The organism is Methylosinus sporium (assembly GCF_003113265.1).
GTDB lineage: Bacteria > Pseudomonadota > Alphaproteobacteria > Rhizobiales > Beijerinckiaceae > Methylosinus > Methylosinus sporium.
Map to the genome: position 1 here is coordinate 29,999 of NZ_PUIV01000029.1, position 16,501 is coordinate 46,499.

The following is a 16,501-nucleotide window of genomic DNA, read 5'->3' on the forward strand; positions in this document are numbered from 1 at the left end:
GCGCCGCGTCATCGCGCATCATTCGCGAGCCGCGCCGACGAGATCGACAAAAGAAAGCCTTCCGACCCGTTTCTCGTGGCTGCGAAGGTGAGACGAGGTCATTATGGAATCGATCAAGATTTGGTTTCAGGACTGGTCCGACGCCTGCGAATTCGCCAAGGAATGCGCGCCCGACTTGTCGTTCCTCCCCGGCGAGCCTTTCACCGCTCTGTTCGCGGTCGCTGTGAGCTGCTTCCTCGTCTGGTGGTGGAACGAGCGTTCCCTGCGCGCCAAAATGGCGATCGTCGCCAGCGCTTGGGCCGCGCCGCAGCCGGCCGAGGCCCCCGCGAGCCCCGTCGCCGCTCCTGACCGCGCATGGGCTCTCATCCCGGCCGCTCTGAAGCGCGCCGCTTGATCTCACTCAGCGGGCGGCGGCGCGAAAGCGCGGGCCGCCCGATCGCTTTCGGGCGAAAGGTCGACAGGGCGACGGCCATAGGCTAGGCGTGGAGCAGAACTCCGCCGGACCACCGCCGCGATGCGCATCGACTCACGCCACTACCGCACCATCTGGGAAAACGCCGACGGCAGCGTCGAGGCGATCGACCAGACCAGCCTCCCTCACAGATTCGAGACGAAAAGGCTCGCCTCGCTCGACGACGCCGTCGCCGCGATCGCGACAATGGTCGTGCGCGGCGCGCCGCTGATCGGCGTCACCGGCGCCTATGGGCTGGCGCTCGCCGCCGCAGCCGATCCCGGCGACGAGGCGATCGAGGAGGCTCATTCGCGGCTCGCCGCGGCGCGGCCCACAGCCGTCAATCTGCGCTGGGCGCTGGATCGGATGCGCAGGCTGCTGCTTTCGGCGGCGCCCTCGGACCGCCGCGCGCTCGCCTTCGCCGAGGCCGCCGCCATTGCGGATGACGACGCGCTCTGCTGCGAATCGATCGGCGATCATGGCGCGGCGCTGATCTGCGCCGCCGCCGCCGAGCATCCGGGCCGGCCAGTCAATATTCTCACCCATTGCAACGCCGGCTGGCTCGCCGCCGTCGATTGGGGCACGGCGCTCGCGCCCATCTACAAGGCGGCGCGCGACGGAATCGATCTCCATGTATGGGTCGACGAGACGCGGCCGCGCAATCAAGGCGCGAGCCTCACCGCCTTCGAGCTTTCGGGCGAAGGGATTCCCCACACCGTCATTGCCGACAACACGGGCGGCCATTTGATGCAGCACGGGCTCGTCGATCTCTGCATCGTCGGCAGCGACCGCACGACGCGAATCGGCGATGTCTGCAACAAGATCGGCACCTATCTGAAGGCGCTCGCCGCCCATGACAATGGCGTGCCCTTCTATGTCGCTCTGCCGAGCTCGACGATCGATTGGGCGATGCGCGACGGCGTCGCCGAAATTCCGATCGAGCAGCGCGATGCGAGCGAGGTCACACATATCTCCGGCCTCGCCGACAATGGCGCGGTGACGCGCGTGCGAGTGACGCCGAAAGGCTCGCCCGCCGCCAATTACGCTTTCGACGTGACGCCTGCGCGTCTCGTCGGCGCGCTGATATCCGAGCGCGGAGTGTGCGCCGCGAGCGAGGCGGGCTTGCGCGGACTCTTTCCCGATCTAGCCTAATCGACGTGCGCGATTCCTTCTCCCGTTTGCGGGAGAGGTGGCCCGGCCATAGAGTGTGAGGACGCCCGTCGTAAACGACGGGCTTTGGCCGGGTCGGATGAGGGCGCATGAAGCTGCCGTGTGTATCCGAATTGCGCGAACATGAATTTACGGCAGAACGCCGAGAGCCCTCATCCGACCTCGCTTCGCGAGGCCACCTTCTCCCACGAGTGGGAGAAGGATGCGCAGCGGAGAGATTTCACTTCACCGATTTCAATCCGTAATTCTCGAAGCGCGTGATCTCATTCTCTATCTCTTCCTCGGAGATAAGCACCGGCTCGCCGGCTATGCGCGCGAGATAATAGAGCTGCGCCAGCGCTTCCAATTCCACGGCGCGCCACATTGCGCGGTCCAATCCTTCGCCGAGCGCGATCATGCCGTGGTTGCCGAGCAGCACGCCATGCGCGCGGCCCAATCCCTCCACCGCGAGATCGGAGAGCGCCTGCGTGCCGAAAGGCGCGTAATCCGTGCAGCGAATGCGCGACGTGCGGAAAATCCCGATCATATAATGCACGGGTGGAATCTCGCGCCGCAATGCGGCGAGCGTCGTCGCATAAATCGAATGCGTATGCACGACCGCCTGCACATCCGCGCGCGCGCGCAAAATGTCGCGATGCATCCGCCATTCGCTGGACGGCGCGAGCGGCCCTTCCGATTCGCCGTCGCCGGCGAGCGGCATTCGCGCGATCATGGCGGGAGTCATTGTGGCGTAGGGCATTCCGCTCGGCGTGATCAGCATGGCGTCGCCGTCGCGCGCCGAAATATTGCCGGCCGTGCCTCGATTGAGGCCGAGCGCATTCATGCTCCGCGCCGCTTCGACGATCGCCTCGCGCTTGGTCGCATCCGTCATTCCGCTCCTCCGCCTGCGGATGCGCGCCTCTTGCCGAGGCGCGCTCCAGTCCCTACATCATCGAGACTCTTTTTCCAGCCGAGGCTCGGATGACACAAGAACAAAATACGAAACCGGCGAGCTGGCACGCGACGACCATCGTTCTGGTGAAAAAGAACGGCAAGACCGTCATCGCGGGCGACGGACAGGTGAGCCTCGGCCAGACCATCGTCAAGGCGAACGCCAAAAAGGTGCGGCGTCTCGGCAAGGGCGATGTGATCGCGGGTTTCGCCGGCGCAACGGCCGACGCCTTCACTCTGTTCGAGCGGCTCGAGGGCAAGCTCGAACAATATCCGGGGCAGCTGACGCGCGCCTGCGTGGAGCTCGCCAAGGACTGGCGCATGGATCGCTATCTGCGTCGGCTCGAGGCGATGATGCTGGTCGCCGATCGCGAGGTGGGGCTGACGCTGACCGGCGCCGGCGACGTGCTGGAGCCGGAGGCCTTCGAGCATGGCTCGGTGGCGGCGATCGGCTCCGGCGGCAATTATGCGCTGGCGGCGGCGCGCGCGCTGCTCGATCAGCCGATCGAGGCGGATGTGATCGCCAAGCGCGCGATGGAGATCGCCGCCGACATCTGCGTCTACACCAATCGCAACATCGTGCTCGAATCGATCTGAGCTTTCCGAGGAACTGATATGGCCGATTTTTCCCCGCGCGAGATCGTCTCGGAGCTCGACCGATTCATTGTCGGACAGAAGGACGCCAAGCGCGCCGTCGCCATCGCGCTGCGCAATCGCTGGCGCAGGCTGCGCCTCGAAGGCTCTATGCGCGAAGAGGTGCTGCCGAAGAACATATTGATGATCGGCCCCACCGGCTGCGGTAAGACCGAGATCGCGCGGCGTCTCGCCAAGCTCGCCAATGCGCCCTTCCTCAAGATCGAGGCGACGAAATTCACCGAGGTCGGCTATGTCGGCCGCGATGTCGAGCAGATCGTCCGCGATCTCGTCGAGGTGGCGATCCTGCTGGTGAAGGAGCGTCGGCGCAAGGATGTCGAGGCCAAGGCCCAGCTGGCGGCGGAGGAGCGTGTGCTCGATGCGCTGGTCGGCCCGGCGGCCTCGCCGGCGACGCGCGATTCCTTTCGCAAGAAGCTGCGCGCCGGCGAGCTGGACGATAAGGAGATAGAGGTCGAGCTGGCGCAATCGGGGCCGCAGGTCCCCATGTTCGAGCTGCCGAACATGCCCGGCGCCAGCGTCTCCGCCTTCTCGATCGGCGATATTTTCGGCAAGGCGTTTCAGGGCCGGCCGAAGCGCCGAAAAATGCTGGTCAAGGAGGCCCATGGCCCGCTGCTCGCCGAGGAGAGCGACAAACTCATCGATCAGGAGGAGAGCGTTCGCGAGGCGATTTCCGAGGTCGAGAATAATGGCATCGTTTTCCTCGACGAGATGGACAAGATTTGCGCCCGCGAGGGCAGGGGCGGGGCCGATGTCTCGCGCGAGGGCGTGCAGCGCGACCTGCTGCCGCTCATAGAGGGCACCACGGTCGCGACCAAGCATGGGCCGGTGAAGACAGACTATGTGCTGTTCATCGCCTCCGGCGCCTTTCATGTCGCCAAGCCCTCCGATCTGCTGCCGGAGCTGCAGGGCCGCCTGCCGATCAGAGTGGAGCTCGCCTCGCTGGACGAGGAGGATTTCCGCCGCATCCTCACCGAGACCGAGGCCTGCCTCGCCAAGCAATATGTGGCGCTCATGGCCACGGAAGGCGTCGCGCTGGAGATCGCGCCGTCGGCGGTGGACGCCATCGCCCGCGTCGCCGTTCAGGTGAATTCTACGGTCGAGAACATAGGTGCGCGCCGCCTGCAGACGGTGATGGAGCGCGTGCTGGACGAGGTGAGCTTTTCCGCCTCCGACCGCGCCGGCGAGACGGTGACGATCGACGGCGATTATGTGGAAAAGCACATAGGCGACCTCGCCAAGAACCGGGATTTGAGCCGTTTCATTCTCTGACACAGAAACGTCGAAACCGGGCTTGCGGCGCGCGCCCTGCTGAACTATACAGCCCTCGCGCTGCGGCGGTGACGCCGCTTCGCCCCGCCCTCACCCCAGAGAGGGCGGCGACAAAAGTGGGGCCATAGCTCAGTTGGGAGAGCGCTTCAATGGCATTGAAGAGGTCGTCGGTTCGATTCCGTCTGGCTCCACCAAAGATCTCCCCCCTGACATAGGCTGACGCTTCCGCTCTGCGCCGTCCGGGCGGCGCTCGGAGCCCTAATGCGGGCGTAATTCTCTGGTCTCGAAGACGCGCGAATCGCGCACCCCTCGGCGGATCAGAATGGACCTCTCCCGAAAACCTCGTCTCCAGCATCTCGACATGCTGCGCGGCCTCTGCGCGCTCGGCGTGGTGATCAGCCATTTGCGGGCGCTGCTCGTCGTCCCCTATGCCGAGGCGGCGCGGCATGGGCTCTTCGACAAATTGCTGTTCGCGCTCGGCGGCCTCGGCCATGAATGCGTCATCGCCTTTTTCGCGCTCAGCGGCTTTCTCGTCGGCGGCTCGACTTTGGCGGCGATGCGGGCGGGGCGTTTTTCCTTGGCCGATTATGGCGTCGCGCGACTCTCACGCCTGTGGACCGTGCTGGTTCCGGCGCTGGCGCTGACGGCGCTTTGGGACGCGTTGGGCGCCCTGCTGGGGCCGGCCGGCGCTTATCAGGGCGCTTTGGCGGCGATCCTCGAGAGCGGCCCCACGGCGCGCGAGCCGGCCACCCATTCGCTGGTGACGCTCCTCGGCAATCTGTTGTTCTTGCAGACGATCGAGACGCCGGTCTTCGGCTCCAACCGGCCTTTGTGGAGCCTCGCCAACGAGGCCTGGTACTATCTCGTCTTTCCGCTGCTGGCCTTCACTTTTTTCCATCGCGCGCCGATCATGCGCGCGCTCTGCGCGGCGGCGGGCGCGCTGGCGCTGGCTCTGCTGCCGGGCGAATTGGCTCTGCTCGGGCTTCCCTGGCTCGCCGGGGCGCTCGCCGCGGATAATCCGGCGCGTCCCTCGCTCGCGCGTGCGCTCGCCGGCGCTCTGGCGACGCTCGCGGCGCTCGGCGTCTCGCATATGTCGCGCACTGTTCTCGGCGATATAGCGCTCGGCTGCGCCATCGCTTTCTGGCTGCGCGATCTCGCCGCCTTTCCGTCCATCGGCGGTCTCTATGCCGCCGCGGCGCATGGCGTCTCGGAAATCTCATACACGCTCTACGCCGTGCATTTTCCGCTGCTGCTGATGCTGTGGTTCTGGCTGCTCGCGCCGGCGCGGAGCCAGCCCGGCCTCGCCGTCCTCGGGCAGATGGCCATTCTCATGGCGGTCGCGCTGATCTATGCGGCCGCCGTCTGGTTCCTGTTCGAGCGGCGCACCGATGTCGTGCGCGGCTGGCTGCTGCGGCGGCTGCGAGCCCCTCGCGGCGCGCCGGTCGTGAGCCGATGCGCCGGAGTTGAGACAAACCCAGGGGATCGTCAGTCGCGCGCAGAACGGAACGCCGCTTTCTGACGCCAGGCGGCTCTGATCTGATCCTTCACCGCATGGGGCAGCGGAACATATTGCAGGGCTTTGGCCGCCTTGTCGCCATGAGCGAAAGCCCAATCGAAGAATTTCAGCAGCGCGGCCGTCCGCTCCGCCTTGGCCGGCGCTTTGGGCGCCAGCACGAAGGTCGCCGTCACCAGCGGCCAGCTTTTCTCGCCCGGCATATTGGTGAGATCGACGGCGAAATTATCAGCGGCCGCCCAATCCGCATTGGCCGCCGCGGCGGCGAAGCTCTCTTCACTGGGCGCGACATATTTGCCGGCGCGATTGAGCAGCTTCGCCGGCGCGAGATGATTGGTCGTCACATAGGAATTCTCGGCATAGCCGATCGAGCCCAGTGTGCGCGGAACCTCGCCCGCCGTCCCGGCGCTGCCATGCACGCCGACGCCGCTGGGCCATTCCAGAGTCAGCGCGACGCCCATGCGCGTCTTCCACGCCTCGCTCACCTTGGAGAGATAGCGCGACAGCGCGAAGGTCGTTCCAGAAGCGTTGGAATGATGGATCGGAATGATCAGCAGATCGGGAAGCGCGAGGCCATGATTGAGCGCGACGATGCGCGGATCGTTCCAGCGCGTGATGGCGCCGAGATAGATATCGGCGATGACCGGTCCGTCGAGCTTCAGCGCATTGGGGCCGACGCCGGGAATGTTGACGATGACGTCGAGGCCGCCGACGACGGTCGGAAATTGCAGAAGATCGGCTTCCTCTATGCGCTTTGCTTCCATGGCGACATCAGAGGCGCCGAAATCGACGGTTCCCGCGGCGGCCTGCTTTTGGCCGACGCCGGAGCCGGTCGCCTGATAATTCACTTGCACGCCGAGGCTCGGCTTCGCCTCCTGCGCCCAGCGCGTGTAGATGGCCGCCGCGAAGGCGGAGCCCGTTCCAGAGAGCGACGTCTCGGCGCGCGCGGCGTCGAGACAGGAGATGGCGGCGATTGAGATGATGAAAATGCTGCAGGCGTTACGCATGGTCGTTCGTCCTGTGGCGAGAGAAAGGATCATGAATGCCGCGCGTGTCAGATCACGCGATTGAGCGCGAGCGCGAAGACGTCGAAATTCCGCAGGCGCGCATTGCTCTCGCGTCTGACGGGACGATTGAGGAGCAGCGGAACCTGCTGCTCCGAGAGGCCGCCATGCGAGCGCAGCGGCGCAGTCAATCCGGAAAGATCATGGCTCTTTTCGGACGTTCCGAGAGTGAAGAGGCGTTTCGCCAGCACGACGAGATCGCCGACGCGATCATTGGGCAATTCGAAACGCGCGCAGGCGGTTCGATTGTCGAGCACATGATCGACGCCTTCGAACGCGGCGACGCATTGCGTCACTTCCGCGAGCAAGGACGCGGGCGACGAGACGGTCGCATAGGAGCCGAGCGCGCCGTGATGCACGACATAAGGATCGGTGATCGGCAGGATCACGCGGCATGTTCCGGCGCCGAAACGCGCGTCCAATATGTCTTGCAGGAAGAGAATATTGGGGCGCCCGATCGAATCCGTCTTGGCGTTCATGCCGTGATCGGCGGTGATTCCGATGACGGCGCCCATCGCGTCGAGCTGCGCGAGATATTTGTCGAGCATCGCATAGAAGGTGTTGGCGAGGGGCGTGCCGGGCGCATGCTTGTGCTGCACATAATCCGTCGTCGAGAGATACATGATGTCCGGCCGCATCGTCTTCATCAGCCAGACGCCGGCGGCGAGAACGAATTCCGACAATTCCGCGCTATAGACGGCGGGAAGCGGCAGGCCGACCTCGGCGAGAAGATCGTCGACGCCGTTTTGCGCGAGCGTCGCCTCATTGGCTTTTTCGGCGGAGAAGCGCACGCCCTCGAGGCCGCAGCCGAGCAGAGCGCTGAGCTTGTCCTTCGCCGTCACTGCGGCGACCTTGCGTCCGGCCTTGGAGAATTCCGCGAGGATCGTCGGCGCGCGCAGATATTTCGCGTCGTTCATCAGCACTTCGACGCCTTGCTCGGGATCGAAGAAATAATTGCCGCATATGCCGTGAACGCTCGGCGGCGCGCCGGTCACGATGGAGAGATTATTGGGATTGGTGAAGGAGGGCATCACGCAATCGCCGGTCAGCACGGCGCCGCGCTCGCCGAGACTGGCGAAGAAAGGCGCGACGCCGGCGCGGATCGCCTGATTGATATATTCCTGCTCGCATCCGTCGATGCAGACGACGACGGTCGGCTCGGAGGGCGCGGCGTAGCGCCTTCCGTTGACGATGATTTCGGATGTCATTTTCGCGCCCCGCATTCTCTCGTCGCATCATTGGCGACTTCGCTTCGGCGCTGGTTCATCTATCAGGCGGGGAAGTCATCTCGAAACGAATAAATCTCACAGCCCCTGTGAGCGGAGCCGATATGCTTCACAAAAGCGTCGCATCCGCAGGATGTTCATCACATGATACGGTCTATGAGAGAGTGAGTGACACGAGATGGCGCGCAAGCCGCTACCGCTGAAAATGCTGCAGACGCTCGAGGCCGTGGTGCGGCTCGACGGCGTCTCCAACGCCGCCAAGGAGCTCGGCGTCACTCATGGCGCGGTGAGCCGGCAGATCGCCGCGCTGGAGGATTGGCTCGGGCGCGCATTGTTCGAGCGTGATCGCGGACGTCTGCGGCCGCTCGACGAAACGCGCGAATTCGTCGCCATCATTACCGATAGTTTCGAGCGTATGGATGCGGCCATGGGACGCGTCGCGACGGCGCGCCGGCGTCTCAAAGTTTTCGCCCATGCGACTTTCGCGATGCATTGGCTGGTGCCGCGGCTCGAGCAATTCTATGCGCTGCATCCCGATGTGGATGTGCATGTGCAGACGCGTCAGACCGGAGAAGATCCCGCTCTCGCCTTTTTCGATGTCGCGATCATGCGCGGCTCCGAGCAGATCGGCAATTGGGAGTCCTCTTCCGTGCTGCAAGAGTCGCTCACGCTGCTGACGACCCGTCGCCGAGCGGAGACGCTCGCCGCGCGCGGCGTCGCTGCTCTCCTCGGCGAGACATTCGCCGTCAGCGACACGCGGCCGGGCGAGACCGAGCGATGGCTCGAGGTCGCGCGCCTGCCGCCCTTGCAAAAATGGCGCGTGCGTCGTTTCGGCCATTTCCACACGGCGCTGATGGCGGTTCTCAACGGGCAGGGCGTCGCTGTCGGGCCGATCGAGCTGACAATGGGAAAAATCGCGGAAGGATCGCTCGCCGCGCCTTTCCCGCAGATCGTCGCGCCCGGTCCGCGCCATGTCGCCTTCATCGATCCGCATTCGGAGAGCTATCCGATGGCGAAGCGTTTCGTGCTGTGGCTCGCCGAAGCCGCGAACGCCGCGGAACGAGGGGTTTAATACACGAATTTCGAGGTCCCGCCGCGGCCGCGCGGGGCGGGACCGCTCTGCGCGCCCGGCTTGCCTTCGACGCCCGGCGCGCCGGCGGCGAGGGCGCTCGCGTCCAGGGCGAACCCCTCGTTCTCATCGATGAAGCTGGAGCGTCCCTCGACGGATTTCTGCGTCACCGTGCTCGGCGTCACATTCTGTCCGGTGGCGGGGCCGGAGGTGCGGCCGCGCTGCGTCATCTGCTGCTCGGCGATGGCCGCGCCGCCGAGGAGCAGAACGAGGCTCGTCGAAAAGAGCGCGAGCTTGCGCATGGTGTCTCCTCCTTCGCGAATTCGATCCGGCCCTTACATCGAACCGCCCCGCCGCGGGGCAAGCGGAGGCGTTTTCGGTCAGCCGAGGCGAAGGCGCAGCGCCATCAGAGCGGCGGCGCAGGCGTTGGAGACATTGAGGCTCTTGATCGGCCCTGGCATGTCGAGCCGCGCGAGAATATCGCAGCGCTCGCGCGTCAGACGGCGCAGGCCCTTGCCTTCGGCGCCCAGCACCAGCGCCAGCGGCTTGCGCAAAGGGCTCGCCTCCAGCGGCTGCGGACCCTCCGAATCGAGGCCGACGATCAGAAAATCGCGCTCCGCCAATTGCTCGAGCGCGCGGGCGAGATTGACGACGGAGACGATCGTCACATGCTCGAGCGCGCCCGAGGCGGCCTTGGCGAGCACTCCGGTGAAATCCGGGCTGTGCCGCTCGGTCACGATCAGCGCATCGACGGCGAAGGCCGCCGCCGTGCGCAGGATCGCGCCGACATTATGCGGATCGGTCACTTGATCGAGGACCAGGACGAGTCCGCTCTTTGGCTCTATGTCGGCGATATCCGCCTCCGGCAGCGGGCACGCCTCCAGCATCAGCCCTTGATGGACGCTCTCCTCGCCGAGCCGCTGCGACAGCGCGCGCGCCTCGACGATTTTCGGCGTCAGGCCGGCGGCGGCGGCGAGCGGGGCGATGCGCTCGGCGGCGTTTTCCGTCGCATAGAGCGCCAGCAATTTGCGCCGTCCGGCGATCAGCGCCTCGCGCACCGCATGGGCGCCATAGAGCACGACGACATCCGCCGCGGGTCGGCGGAAGGGCGTCTCCTCCTTGGGCGGATGACGCGGCGGCGGCGGGCGGCGGCCGCGATCCTTGCCGGCGGGCGGGCGGCTCATCGCAGCGCCGCGGTCTTGACCCACCAGCCGCTGTGCTGGCGGCGGATCACCGCCGCGGCGCGGGCGGCCGCGTGGCGGGTCGAGAACAGGGCGAAGCAGGTCGCGCCGGAGCCGGACATTCGCGCCAGCCGGCAGCCCTTGGCGGCCGAGAGAACGGCGAGCGCGTCGACGATGACCGGCGCCTCGACGCAGGCGGCGTCTTCCATATCGTTGCGGCCGCGGCGCAGCGCCGCCGCTATCCCCTCGGCGCCGAGCGCCGCCGTGATATCGGGATGCGGAGCTGCGCCGGTCCGCTCGCCCGGGGAGAGGCCGAGGCGGGCGAAGACGCCGCGCGTCTCGACCGGCGCGCCGGGATTGATCAGCACGGCCGGCAGCGGCGGCAGGCCGAGGGGCTCGCCGATCGTCTCGCCCCGGCCGAGCATGAAGCGCGCGCGCGGAGAAAGGCAGACCGGCACGTCGGAGCCGGTGGCGCGGGCCGCCTCCAGCAGGCGCGGATCGTCGAGAGAAAGATCATTGGCGCGGGCGAGCAGGCGAAGCGCCGCGGCGGCGTCCGAGGAGCCGCCGCCTATGCCGGCCGCGACCGGCAGATATTTGGTGAGATGAAAGGCGCCGAGACGCAGGCCGGGGACGCGCTCGGCGAGGCGCTGGGCGGCGCGCAGCACGAGATTATCGCCCATTGGGCCGGCCGCGGCGGCGGTGGGGCCGTCGACGGCGAGGGAGAGGTCGTCGCCCGGCTCCAGCCGCAGAATGTCGCCGGCGCCGGAAAAAGCGACGAGGCTCTCGAGCTCGTGATAGCCGTCGGCGCGCCGGCCGAGAATATGCAGCGTCAGATTGATCTTGGCGGGGGCGCGCGTCGCGAGCATGAATTCCAATGTCTCGGGCTGGAACGATCCGGGCGCGCCGGAAGCGGGCGACAGATGCGCCGGCCGCGCCCGCCCTGTCAAGAACCGCGCCTTTGGGCCCGTCGGGAGGCGGAGCGCCATCCTCATTTGCGGATTCGCGCGGCCTCGGCGTCGCTGACGACGATCGGCGCCGCGCATCATATCGAGGCGCGAGCGGAACTCTCGAGCGCGCATCGAGCGGATCGCGAATGATGCGCGGCGCGCCTATCGTAGCCGGCGGCCGCATCGCCCGCTTCGTTCGTCGCGGCCGAAGTCGCTGGGGAGTTTCCCGGCGCCTTGCACCGGGAATAGAGAGCCCGTAACAATCCCGCAAATCGAACGTATAGGGATTTGCAGGCCGGCATTCGGCGCCTTTGAGGAGCAAATAAGATGGACCGTCGTTCTTTCAATCTCGCTTTGGTCGGATCGCTCACGACTGCGCTCACTCTTTTGTCTTCCGCCGCTCCCGCTGAGGAAGACGGCAAGGAAAAGTGCTACGGAGTCGCCCTCAAGGGCCAGAACGACTGCGCCGCCGGCCCCGGGACGACCTGCGCGGGATCGTCCAAGATCGACTATCAAGGCAACGCCTGGAAATATGTTCCGCGTGGAACTTGCGCATCGATAAAGACGCCGTTCGGCAATGGCTCGCTGGAAGCGCTCAAGCGGCGGACCTGATTTTTTTGACGGACGTTTACGATCGAGCGGCGAGATGGCGCGGAGAGGAGCATGGACGAAATCGCCTCGACTTTTTCGTCGCTTCTCCCCGCCCGCGCGGGCGTCGGCTTCAAGCCGGCGCATTTCGACGCGATACTCGCAGATCCGTCCTCTATCGGCTTCTTCGAGATTCACGCCGAAAACTATATGGGCGCGGGCGGGCCGCCGCATCGCTCGCTCGGTCGTCTTCGGCAGGATCATCCGTTGTCGATCCATGGCGTCGGCCTGTCGATCGGCTCGAGCGAGCCGATCGACAAGCGGCAATTGGAACGGCTGCGGGGGCTTTGTGACCGCTATGAGCCAGCGAGCGTTTCTGAACATCTGGCCTGGTCGACGTATGGCGGCGTCTATTTCAACGACCTTCTGCCTTTGCCTTATGATCGCGACACGCTGAAGCGGGTGATCGAGAAAGTCGACGCGGTTCAGAGCTTCCTCGGGCGGCAGATTCTGCTGGAAAATCCTGCGACCTATTTGTCCTTCGCGCAGTCGGAGATTTCCGAGCCGGAGTTTCTCGACGAAATTGCGGTCCGCAGCGGCTGCGGATTGCTTCTCGACGTCGAGAACATCTATGTGACGGCGACGAACAAGGGCTTCGACGCTGCGGAGCAGCTGTCGCGTTTCGCTTTCGCTCATGTGCGCGAAATCCATCTCGCCGGCCATTTCGAGACGCGCGACGCGGCTGGAGAGCGCTTTCTGCTCGACGCCCATTGCGCTCCTGTCGTCGAGGCCGTATGGGCGCTGTACGAGCAGACGCTCTCGCGGACGGGGCCCGTCGCGACGCTGATCGAATGGGACAATGAAACGCCCGAATGGGCCGCGCTCTCTCATGAGGCGCAACGAGCGCAATCCGCGCTCGACGGCGTCTCGCGGCGGGCGGCGTGACAGAGGCCGGCGGCATGTGGGACAGCGCGCAGGCGCAATTCGCCGCCGCGCTGCTCGACACGAGCCTCGCTGCGCCCTCGTCCCTCATTTGCGAGAAGGGCGCAATCGGCGATCGCTTCGACGTTTATCGCAACAGCGTGATCGGCGGACTCGTTCGCGCTCTGGCGACGCGCTTTCCCGCCGTCGAACGTCTCGTGGGAGAGGCGTTTTTTGCGGCGATGGCGCGCGAGTTCGTCTTGCGGCGTCCGCCGACGTCTGCGGCGCTGCTCGAATATGGCGAAGACTTCCCGGATTTCGTCGCGAGCTTTCCGCCGGCGAAGGAGCTGCCCTATCTCTCCGATGTGGCGCGCCTCGAGGATGCGCGCGTGCGCGCCTATCACGCGGCCGATGTCGAGCCGCTGTCGCCGCAATCGCTGGCTCTGGTGTCTCCCGATCGTCTGGCGGAGCTCACTTTCGACATTCACCCATCCGCCTTTGTGCTGCGGTCCGATCACCCGATGGTGACGATATGGTCGATGAACGCCGGCGAAGCGGAGGCCGGGACGCTCGATCATTGGGCGGCCGAAGACGCTCTCGTGACGCGTCCGCGCCTGCGCGTCGAGACTCGCCGTCTCGCGCCGGGCGGAGCGATTTTTCTCCGGCGCCTCGCGGCGGGCGCCGAATTCGGCGAAGCGGTGAGCGCGGCGACTGCCGAGCAGCCGGCATTCGATCTCGCGGCGGCGCTCGTCGAAGCGCTCGCATCAGGATTTTTCACGGCATTCAGAGGTGACACATGAATGATTCCGCCAATGCGCCGACGGGATTCTCGCTCTGCGTCCTCACGCAACGCGTGATCGGCGAGCTCGAACGAATTCCCTATTCCGTGATCGCGCTCGGCGCGCGCATTTTCCCGGCGGCGGTCTTCTGGCAATCGGGACAGACGAAGGTCGAGGGGTGGCGCGTCTCGGAAAACGCCATTTATCTCTTCAAGGAAGATTACAAGCTGCCGCTGCTCGATCCCACAGTCGCGGCGCATCTCGCTGCGGTCGCGGAGCATGTCTTTCCGGCTCTGCTCATTCTCGGCCTCGCGAGCCGGCTCTCGGCCGCGGCGCTTCTCGCCATGACGCTGGTGATCGAAATCTTCGTCTACCCGGACGCCTGGCCGACGCATGGCGTTTGGGCGACGTGCTTGCTGCTCATTGTCGCGCGTGGACCCGGCGTCCTATCGCTCGATCATCTCCTGCCGCGGCGATGCGCGCGCGCGTAATCGGCGCGCGGGCGCGTCATGTGGACAGCGAAATTTTCGTCACTATGCCGTCCGCGAACCATTGCGCGAGAAAGCCGGCGGCGCGCTGCAGCAGCGTCTCGTCATTGTTCTGAAATTCGAGAAGCGTGCAAATATCGCCGAAGCTCTTTGCGGCTCTCGCCTCTATGAGCGCGAGACGCTCGTCCGCGGCGATTTCACGATAGACGGGCTCGTCGTCTCTGCGCCAGAGAAGAATGGTCTCATCGTCATCGGGATCGGCGCGCTCGGCCTCGCCGCCGTCGGAAAGAGCGCTGTAGAGGCGGGCGACGCCTTTCGCGAGGTCCAGAACCGCGACGCTCGGATGAAACTCGAAGACCAGTCTCGGCCAGTCGTCCGGCTCGGCGGCGGCGAGCGCGTCGATGGCGAGCGCAGGAGCGTCGACCGAGTCGAACGCATCCGCGAGACCTTTTTCGAACAGAGCGAGATCGCAGGCCGCCCTGTCGCTGCGCCATTGCGCGCTCTCGCGCATGAATTCGGGCAGACGCGACGCATACCAGCGCGCATTGCGATGATGCGACGGCCCTGTAGCGATATATTGCTCGACCAGCGAGCCGAAGGCCTCGTCTCCCATATAGTCGCGCAGCACGGCGAAATCGGTCGAGACGAATTCGGCGAGGCGGAGGCGATAGGCGTCCACATAGACGGCGAACAAGGTCGCGCGATCCGTGCGCGGAGAATCTCGCAGCGAGTCGAGAATAGCGGCCTGTCCAGATGCGAGCCCCGCGAGCACGCTCGTCTGAAATCGCTCCTGGATCTCACGCAAGGTCATGTCGCGCTCCGCGAGCGGACATCGTCGGCCGTCCGCGCGATTTCGCGCATATGCTCCAATTCTGCGAGCAGCTCGTCGAAAGGCGGATAATTGTCGTCGCGCTCGATCATGGCCGAGATGTCGCCGAAGCGCAGGCGTGCCCGCTCATAGAGCCGCCACACCTCTTCGCAGACGGGCTGATCATGCGTATCGATCTTATGCGTTTCATAGCTGCCATGGCCGGCCAGATGCAATTGCGCCACGCGCGCGATGGGGATCGATTCGATGAAGCTCTCTGCGTCGAATCCATGATTGAAGCCGGACACGAATATATTGTTCACATCGAGCAGGAGCAGGCAGTCGGCGCGTTCCGCCATTTCCGTCACGAACTCCCATTCCTCCATTTCGGAATCCTGGAAGGTCGCATAGGTCGACGCATTTTCGACGAGGAGCCGACGACCGAGAAAATCCTGCACGCGTCGGATGCGATCGACGACATGGTCCAAGGCCTCTCGCGTATAGGGAATGGGCAAGAGGTCGTGCAGATTGGCCCCGTGAACCACGGTCCAGGCGAGATGATCGGATATCCATGCGGGCTCGATGCGCTCGGCGAGCGATTTCAGCTCTCTGAGATAGGCGTAATCGAGCGGATCGCTCGAAGCGAGCGACATGGAGACGCCATGCATGACGATCGGGTAGTCGGCGCGAATGCACTCGAGAATAGCGAGCGGCCGTCCGCCCGGAATCATATAGTTCTCAGAAATGATCTCGAACCAATCGACGTTGGGCTCGTGCTCCAGAATGTCGGGATAATAGATCGATCGAAGCCCGAGTCCGAAACCGAGCGACGACGGAATGCTCATGTCGATCCCCCTGGCCGCGAGCGTCATTCATGAAATGATCGAAAGTGGCGCGGGCGCGCGCTCGATGGCCGCCCGCGCCGAAGCGATCACATTTCGGCGACCGTGCCGCCCTTGGCTTTGCAGGCCTTGGCGGATTTCGCCGGCAGCCAGCCCTGGCCCTTGCAGCTGTTCTGACCCTTGCAGGCGCTGCTCGCGGTCTTGCAGGCGCTCTCGCCCTTGCAGGAATTGATGCCCGCGCAATGAACGGGAGCCTTTTTGGCGAGCGCCGGAGCGACGGCGGCGCCGCTCACCGCGAGGGCGACCGCCGCGGCGGCAATCGAGACGCCTGAAACGATATTGGTTTTCATTCTGGTCTCCTTGGACATTCGATCGCTCGAAAAAGCGATTCTGCGAGCTCGGAAGTCCGAGCTCGCCCGCAATTTATACGTCCATCGGAGATCGAAGTTACACCGTCGGCGCCGATCGACGGAAAACTTTTTCACGGGAGCGCCCGTACGCGCGGGTGCCGTCGCGGGATTGGTTGGAATTGGGTTGGCGTAGTCTCCGGGGTGCTGAACCCGGCTGATTCCAGCGTTGGAGCGCTGGAAGGAGACCACGC

At 65.2% G+C, this 16,501-nt stretch carries 19 protein-coding genes and 1 tRNA gene; 11 read left to right on the forward strand and 9 right to left on the reverse strand.

The annotated features are described in order from the left end of the window. Positions 1-103: 103 nt before the first annotated feature. Both C5689_RS14990 and mtnA read left to right on the forward strand, forming a co-directional pair. Positions 104-394, forward strand: coding sequence for a hypothetical protein (locus tag C5689_RS14990; RefSeq protein WP_108918059.1), 291 nt, complete (start codon positions 104-106; stop codon positions 392-394). A gap of 120 nt (positions 395-514) precedes the next feature. Next, entirely contained in the window at positions 515-1,603 is a 1,089-nt protein-coding gene (gene mtnA / locus C5689_RS14995; protein WP_108918060.1) for an S-methyl-5-thioribose-1-phosphate isomerase, read from the forward strand. A 238-nt stretch (positions 1,604-1,841) separates the two neighbouring features. Here mtnA and C5689_RS15000 read toward each other — a convergent pair whose 3' ends face one another. After that, entirely contained in the window at positions 1,842-2,492 is a 651-nt protein-coding gene (locus tag C5689_RS15000; protein ID WP_108918061.1) for a class II aldolase/adducin family protein, read from the reverse strand. 89 nt (positions 2,493-2,581) lie between these two features. On the opposite strand from C5689_RS15000, the gene hslV reads away from it, so the two are divergent. The 4 genes from hslV to C5689_RS15020 all read left to right on the forward strand — a co-directional run bounded on the left by hslV (position 2,582) and on the right by C5689_RS15020 (position 5,993). After that, positions 2,582-3,148 carry an ATP-dependent protease subunit HslV gene (hslV, locus tag C5689_RS15005; protein ID WP_018265038.1) on the forward strand — a complete coding sequence of 189 codons (567 nt, stop codon included), beginning with the start codon at positions 2,582-2,584 and terminating at the stop codon, positions 3,146-3,148. A gap of 18 nt (positions 3,149-3,166) precedes the next feature. Beyond that, positions 3,167-4,474, forward strand: coding sequence for an ATP-dependent protease ATPase subunit HslU (gene hslU / locus C5689_RS15010; RefSeq protein WP_108918062.1), 1,308 nt, complete (start codon positions 3,167-3,169; stop codon positions 4,472-4,474). 118 nt (positions 4,475-4,592) lie between these two features. Beyond that, positions 4,593-4,668, forward strand: a tRNA-Ala gene (locus C5689_RS15015). Positions 4,669-4,796: 128 nt separating this feature from the next. Then, positions 4,797-5,993: an acyltransferase family protein gene (locus C5689_RS15020; RefSeq protein WP_108918063.1), complete on the forward strand. Its 1,197-nt coding sequence runs from the start codon at positions 4,797-4,799 to the stop codon at positions 5,991-5,993. Here the strand turns inward: C5689_RS15020 and pstS are convergent. Next, a complete protein-coding gene (gene pstS, locus C5689_RS15025; RefSeq protein ID WP_244594728.1) occupies positions 5,960-7,027 on the reverse strand; it encodes a phosphate ABC transporter substrate-binding protein PstS in 1,068 nt (355 codons plus the stop codon). The genes C5689_RS15020 and pstS overlap by 34 nt on opposite strands. Before the next feature lie 14 nt (positions 7,028-7,041). Further along, a complete protein-coding gene (gene phnA, locus C5689_RS15030; protein ID WP_108918081.1) occupies positions 7,042-8,259 on the reverse strand; it encodes a phosphonoacetate hydrolase in 1,218 nt (405 codons plus the stop codon). Positions 8,260-8,455: 196 nt separating this feature from the next. On the opposite strand from phnA, the gene C5689_RS15035 reads away from it, so the two are divergent. Next, positions 8,456-9,349: a LysR substrate-binding domain-containing protein gene (locus C5689_RS15035; protein ID WP_108918065.1), complete on the forward strand. Its 894-nt coding sequence runs from the start codon at positions 8,456-8,458 to the stop codon at positions 9,347-9,349. Here C5689_RS15035 and C5689_RS15040 read toward each other — a convergent pair. From C5689_RS15040 to C5689_RS15050, 3 genes are all read right to left on the reverse strand, one after another. Next, the gene (locus C5689_RS15040; RefSeq protein WP_108918066.1) at positions 9,346-9,648 is read right to left on the reverse strand and encodes a hypothetical protein; all 303 of its coding nucleotides are present in this window, start codon (positions 9,646-9,648) and stop codon (positions 9,346-9,348) included. The genes C5689_RS15035 and C5689_RS15040 overlap by 4 nt on opposite strands. A gap of 78 nt (positions 9,649-9,726) precedes the next feature. After that, the gene (gene rlmB / locus C5689_RS15045) at positions 9,727-10,530 is read right to left on the reverse strand and encodes a 23S rRNA (guanosine(2251)-2'-O)-methyltransferase RlmB (protein WP_108918067.1); all 804 of its coding nucleotides are present in this window, start codon (positions 10,528-10,530) and stop codon (positions 9,727-9,729) included. Continuing rightward, the gene (locus C5689_RS15050; RefSeq protein WP_108918082.1) at positions 10,527-11,393 is read right to left on the reverse strand and encodes a 4-(cytidine 5'-diphospho)-2-C-methyl-D-erythritol kinase; all 867 of its coding nucleotides are present in this window, start codon (positions 11,391-11,393) and stop codon (positions 10,527-10,529) included. Before C5689_RS15050 ends, rlmB begins: the two co-directional genes overlap by 4 nt. A 408-nt stretch (positions 11,394-11,801) precedes the next feature. On the opposite strand from C5689_RS15050, the gene C5689_RS15055 reads away from it, so the two are divergent. Genes C5689_RS15055 through C5689_RS15070 form a run of 4 tightly spaced genes read left to right on the forward strand, consistent with a single transcriptional unit; the run spans position 11,802 to position 14,253 of the window. Then, positions 11,802-12,086: a BufA1 family periplasmic bufferin-type metallophore gene (locus tag C5689_RS15055; protein ID WP_108918068.1), complete on the forward strand. Its 285-nt coding sequence runs from the start codon at positions 11,802-11,804 to the stop codon at positions 12,084-12,086. Between the two features lie 51 nt (positions 12,087-12,137). Continuing rightward, positions 12,138-13,007, forward strand: coding sequence for an MNIO family bufferin maturase (gene bufB / locus C5689_RS15060; protein ID WP_108918069.1), 870 nt, complete (start codon positions 12,138-12,140; stop codon positions 13,005-13,007). Further along, positions 13,004-13,783 carry an HvfC/BufC N-terminal domain-containing protein gene (locus tag C5689_RS15065; protein WP_244594729.1) on the forward strand — a complete coding sequence of 260 codons (780 nt, stop codon included), beginning with the start codon at positions 13,004-13,006 and terminating at the stop codon, positions 13,781-13,783. Before bufB (C5689_RS15060) ends, C5689_RS15065 begins: the two co-directional genes overlap by 4 nt. Continuing rightward, positions 13,780-14,253, forward strand: a complete 474-nt coding sequence (locus C5689_RS15070; RefSeq protein WP_108918071.1) for a DoxX family protein — start codon at positions 13,780-13,782, stop codon at positions 14,251-14,253. The genes C5689_RS15065 and C5689_RS15070 overlap by 4 nt, the downstream gene beginning before the upstream one ends. A gap of 16 nt (positions 14,254-14,269) precedes the next feature. Here C5689_RS15070 and C5689_RS15075 read toward each other — a convergent pair whose 3' ends face one another. From C5689_RS15075 to bufA2, 3 genes are all read right to left on the reverse strand, one after another. Continuing rightward, positions 14,270-15,061 carry an HvfC/BufC family peptide modification chaperone gene (locus C5689_RS15075; RefSeq protein ID WP_108918072.1) on the reverse strand — a complete coding sequence of 264 codons (792 nt, stop codon included), beginning with the start codon at positions 15,059-15,061 and terminating at the stop codon, positions 14,270-14,272. Then, positions 15,058-15,903 (reverse strand): MNIO family bufferin maturase, encoded by an 846-nt coding sequence (gene bufB / locus C5689_RS15080; protein WP_108918083.1) that lies wholly within the window; start codon positions 15,901-15,903, stop codon positions 15,058-15,060. Before bufB (C5689_RS15080) ends, C5689_RS15075 begins: the two co-directional genes overlap by 4 nt. Before the next feature lie 86 nt (positions 15,904-15,989). After that, the gene (gene bufA2, locus C5689_RS15085; RefSeq protein ID WP_108918084.1) at positions 15,990-16,250 is read right to left on the reverse strand and encodes a BufA2 family periplasmic bufferin-type metallophore; all 261 of its coding nucleotides are present in this window, start codon (positions 16,248-16,250) and stop codon (positions 15,990-15,992) included. Positions 16,251-16,501 lie beyond the last annotated feature (251 nt).